We start from the raw sequence: 5,182 nt of genomic DNA, 5'->3' as shown, positions 1-5,182 counted from the left end.
CACTTCGGGCCGATCCGTCCGACCACCGCGAGGCGGGGGCCGACGACGACCGGCAGGGCGCGGATGCCCTCGGGCGACAGACGCAGGGCGGGGAGGTCGTCGACCTTGGCCTCGACGCCGGGAAGAAGGCTGAGAGAATTACGCACGGAGATCCCTCCAACTAGGGGTGTCCCAATCCCGGGAGGCGTTCGCTCGCCTGTCCGGGGGTCGGCCGGCGGCTGCAACCACCGGCCAGAGAGAGGGTCAGGGCCTGCAAGCCCTGGCCCTCTCTCGCTTGCAGAACCAATCTAACCCCCAGACCTTTGAACTTCAAGACCCTTGAACTCTCGGAGTTTTGAAGTTAGGTTGATCTCGACACCGATTGAAGGGAGTTGCGGATGGGAATCGCCCAGGTCCGTGAGCGGTCTCCGGTACGGCGCACAGTGCCGGTCCCCCGGACCCATAACCTCTTGGGGTCCATGACTCCACGACCCCAAGGGGGACACCAGATGGCGGACAACTCGCCGAAGCGCAAGGCCGTGCAGTCCGAGGAACGGCCCAAGTGGGTGCCGTTGCGCGAGGACCAGCACAGCGAGCTGTCCACCCTCGCCCGGGAACTGATGCTGTCCCGGGCGAGGAAGACGGAGCGGATCACGGAGAACACCGTGATCCGGCTTGCCGTTGACCTGGTACTTCGGCACCCGGAGCTGCTGGTCGGCGACACGGAGGACGACCTGCGCACGAACATGCTCGGTCGGTTCGAGCAGCTGCTGGAACGGGAGCGGGAGCTGCTGGCCGGCGGAGCAGGAGAGGAACCGGGGGAGAGCCAGTGATCTCAGCAGCAGCCACCGACACGATCGACTGGCGCAGAGCAGCCGACCGGCTCGTCAACGACACGCCCACCTGGGTGTTCGCAGTCGCTGCCGGGGCCGTGCTCGTCACGGTGCTGATCGTGGGGGCCATGGCCTTGTCCCGGTCGTCGAAGCAGCAGGCAGAGAGGGACAAGCACCACAGCGAGGCTGTCGAACGCGCTCAGGAGAAGGGGCAGCCCCTTCCGCCGAAGCCCCTGCACATGGACCCCAAGCCGCTGATCGGCGGCATCGCGGTGTCCCTGAACGGCCTGTGGGGATTCGCGCAGGACACGGTCGGCCTGTCGTTCTTCTTCGCGGTCGGCTTCGTGTCGATGTTCGATGTGCTGGAAATGCGGCTGTTCTCCGACATGTACAAGATGGCGAACGCGGACCCGCGTAGGAGGTGGACGCGCCAGCTGAAGCTGATGCGGGCCACTGCCTGGGGCTTCGTCTTCGCGTCGGCGGCGGCAAACGTCGTGCACGCCCCGAACGTGTGGGCGGCGCCCTTCCTCGCGGTCATGCCGATCGGCGCGGCCTGGGTCATCTACGTGCCGCTCCAGAACGCGCTCGCGGGTGAGGATCCCGAAGAGGAGACGAAGCGTCCCGAGGGCACCAAGCCGGGCCCGTTCCGGCTGGCCGGCCTGCTCTGGCGACGGCTGTGGGCCTGGGGCTTTCGGGTCGCGGGCCTGGACGTCAACGACCGTGCGGACGAGATGGTCCGCCGGGCCCGTGCCCGCGATGCTGCGGACGCCTCGTACGCACTGCGCAAGGTGCTCAAGGAGAAGGAGCAGCTGGAGGCGGTCGTCGGCACGGCCGTCGTACGGCGGGGCCGGGGCAAGGTCTCGGAGGAGCAGAAGCGCCTCGACGTGCTGAACCGGGCCCTGGAGAAGAAGGTCAGGCCCAAGGCGCAGACGGCACTGGAGCTGGCGGAGACGCAGGACCCGGAGCAGGGTCTGCAGCTCATGCAGCGCATGGCGTGGCTGACCCGGGCCGACGACGTCGCCATGCTCGACTACGGCCCCAACAGTCCCGCCATGCAGGTGCTGGAGGAACTGAACATCGCGGCGAACGCCGACTTCCTCAAGTCCCGTAAGCGGGCGCAGGACGCGGACCAGAAGGCTGCGGAGGCGGAGGAGATCCGGCGCAACGCCGAGAAGGCGGTCGCGGAAGCCGGGGAGAAACTGGCGGCGGTGGAGAAGGCGCTGGAGGAGACCCGCAAGCAGGCGGAAGAGGCCCAGCAGCAGGCGGCGGCCGAACGGGAGACGGAGGCCAACCGGCTCAAGGCGATCCGGGAAGAGCGCACGCTGCTGGAGTCCAGCGACGCCACGGCGGCCCAGCTCTACCAGAAGACCGCTGAGGAACTGGACGCGCTCAAGGGCCAGATGAATGGGCTGCAGGAAGAGCGCGGCAGGCTCAGCACCGCCTACGACCAGGTGCAGAAGCAGGCACAGGAAGCCAGCGAGAAGGCACTGCGCCTCGAAGGGGAGCAGCGGGCGCTGACGGTCCGGCTGGAGACCCTGCAGGCGGAGCGGGCGCGCTTCGAGACGGAGGCCACCAACGCGCTCAAGGAGGCGGAAGAGGCCCGGAACGAGACGGAGGACGCCCGGCGGGACCTGGTGCGGCTGCAGGGCCAGATGAGCGCGCTGGACGCGCAACGGCCGGTGTCGGCGCGGGCCCAGCAGTCCGGACGGGTCGACGCCCGGATCGGCTCGGCGGGCGGAGACTCCCGCCAGCGCGTCCGCGACCTGCTCGACGCAATGAGTCCCGAGGAGCGGAGCCAGTCTCAGCGCAAGCTCGCCGAGCAGCTGATGGGCCCGCTCGGTCTCAGCCTGGACGGGGTCCGCAACCACCTGCGGGCCATCAAGCAGGAAGACGAAGAGGCGGCGGGGGTGCCCAATCCCCGCGCGGAGCAGGACTCGGCGGAAGAGGACTCCGAGGACGGCGAGGAGTGACCCCGGCCGTCACTGGAATCTATCCACAGGCCCGACTCCGCAGTATGTGCGGACCGGTGACCACGGCCGGCGGGGAGGGCATCGGGCGGTGCTCGCTCGACGGGCACGCGAACCCGAACGCGTCCGGTCTGGCGGGCAATCTGCCCAGGTCATCCCGCCCGGCGGGAGGCTGCGCTACCGGGCGCAGTAGGTCCGTAACGATCGGCGATAACCATGCCGCACTTGTCAGTGCTGCGACGTATACAGACAGGAGTGGCCCCGGTGGTGCGTGAAGAGCTTGGCGGCTACTGCACCACCGGGGACCCGAAGGAAAGGACCTTCGTGAACGACAACAGTAAGGCCAGCATCCACCCCGACGACTCCACCTCGACCGAACACGAGCAGGCCCTTCAGGGCCCGCTGTTCAGCGAGACCCGCGCCTGGCACGGATCGGGCGTGAAGGTCACCGCGCTCGCGGTGCCCACCACGTTCATCGCGGCCGGGGAGGTCACCCCGGCCGACAGTTCCTCCAGCTCGGGAGACATCCTCAGCTCGATCTTCGGCACTCTGGCCGACGGCGTCGGCAGTCTCTTCGCCGCGCAGCCGATCCTGGCGACCAGCATGACGGTGGCTCTGGCCGGCGCGGGCTACATGTACGTGAAGACGAACATGGACTTCGGCCGCGAGACCGACGGCTTCGCGGACAGGAAGCGGCTCAACAAGCAAATGTCGCGCGGCGCCCTGATCGCGAAGAAGAAGCGCAAGGTCCTGCGGCCCAGCCTCGCCGACGTGCCCGCGCGGAAGGTGCCGACCAACGCGGTCGGCTTCTACATCGGCAAGTGCCGCAAGACCGGCATGCATCTGTACGCCTCGATCGAGGAGTCCTCCCTGATGCTCGCCCCGATGGGCGCGGGCAAGACGGCCAAGCTCGGCAACTGGCTGCTGGACGCCCCGGGCGCGGTCCTGGCGACCAGCACGAAGTACGACATCGTCGAGCTGACCGAAGCGATCCGGGCCAGGGTCGGCAACATCCTGATCTGGAACCCGGAGGGCCTGGCCGACCGTGACTCGAACATCTCGTGGGACCCGGTCATCGGCTGCTCCGACCCGAAGCTCGGCATCGAGCGGTGCAAGCGCCGGGCCAAGTCCCTGCTGGAAGGCAGCGACTTCACCAAGGGCATGGAGAACCGTAACTTCTGGACGTCCAGCTCCTACCGGGTGCTCAAGGCGTTCCTCTGGGCGGCCGACGCCGAAGGGCTGACCCTGATCGACGTGGCCCGGTGGTCGAAGCAGCCGCACCGCTACGAAGCGATCGAGATCTTCAAGAAGCACTCGGACACCGCGCCCGGCGGCTGGCAGGACGACCTGGAGCAGCAGCAGAAGGTCGACGGCAAGGCCACGACCCTTGAGAACGTCTTCGGCACGCTGAGCCAGACGTTCATGTTCCTGGACTCGCCGGATATCCAGCAGGTGATCCGTTCGGCGCACCGCCCGCACGCGCAGTTCGACACCGATGCGTACCTGCGCTCGCGGGACACGCTCTACATGCTCGGCAACGACTCCGACGTCGGCGGCATGGGTCCGCTGTTCACCTGCCTGACCAGCGAGGTGTACGCGGGGGCGCGGGCCATGGCGTCCCGGACGCGCGGCGGCCGGCTGGACCCGCCGATGACGTTCGTCCTGGACGAAGCGGCCCTCATCTGCAGCGTGCCGCTGCAGCGCTGGACCGCTGACAGCCGGGGCATCGGCATCACGATCCACGCGGTCTTCCAGTCCCCGGCGCAGATCTACGAGCGGTACGGCAAGTACGCCTACCAGACCATTTGGGAGAACTGCGTCAAGCTCATCCTCGGCGGCCTGAGCAACGTCGAGCACCTGGAGGACCTCTCGAAGCTGGCCGGCAAGAAGCGGGTCAAGCAGGAGAGCCAGTCTGAGTCCAACTCGGGGGCGGGCCTGAACGCCACCTCGAACCGCTCCACGTCCTACACCTGGGTGGAGAAGCCGACCCTGGAGATCTCCGACATCATGTACCTCGACCCGGGCGAGATCCTGATGTTCCGCAAGTACCTCGGCGGTCCGGTCATCGCGACCTACACCCCGGTGTGGGAGCGCAAGGACGTCAAGAACGTCGTACGGGACAACAAGCGGGCGGCCAAGGCCGAACTCAAGGCGCGCAAGCGCAAGCTCGCCACGGTGCCCGCGGCCCCGGAAGCCAGCCCGTGGGACACCGCTCCGGCCCCGGACGTCTGGGGACCGCAGTCCGATGAGCCCTGGGCGCCGCCCGCTCCGGCGGCTGAGGCCAGCCCGTGGACGTCGGACCCGGCGGCCAGTGGCTGGAGCACCGGCGGCTTCCCCGGCCCGCGTGAGCACCTGCGGGTCGTGTCCGGCGAGGTCGTCGAGTCGACGCCGTCCCAGCCGCTG

The 5,182-nt window shown here is 68.4% G+C and carries 3 protein-coding genes; all 3 read left to right on the top strand.

Annotated features, from left to right (window positions below; translation table 11 throughout):
* The first annotated feature begins 488 nt into the window (after window positions 1-488).
* Window positions 489-812: a chromosome segregation ATPase gene (locus tag IEZ11_RS50030; RefSeq protein WP_189269795.1), complete on the top strand. Its 324-nt coding sequence runs from the start codon at window positions 489-491 to the stop codon at window positions 810-812.
* Window positions 809-2,782 carry a hypothetical protein gene (locus IEZ11_RS52170; RefSeq protein WP_189269794.1) on the top strand — a complete coding sequence of 658 codons (1,974 nt, stop codon included), beginning with the start codon at window positions 809-811 and terminating at the stop codon, window positions 2,780-2,782. Before IEZ11_RS50030 ends, IEZ11_RS52170 begins: the two co-directional genes overlap by 4 nt.
* A 321-nt stretch (window positions 2,783-3,103) precedes the next feature.
* The coding region (locus IEZ11_RS50020; protein WP_229713996.1) for a type IV secretory system conjugative DNA transfer family protein at window positions 3,104-5,182 on the top strand (2,079 nt) is incomplete at its 3' end.

This window comes from Streptomyces fuscichromogenes (genome assembly GCF_014645815.1).
In the GTDB taxonomy this organism is placed as follows: Bacteria; Actinomycetota; Actinomycetes; order Streptomycetales; family Streptomycetaceae; genus Streptomyces; species Streptomyces fuscichromogenes.
This window is presented reverse-complemented; position numbering and strand designations above follow the sequence as displayed.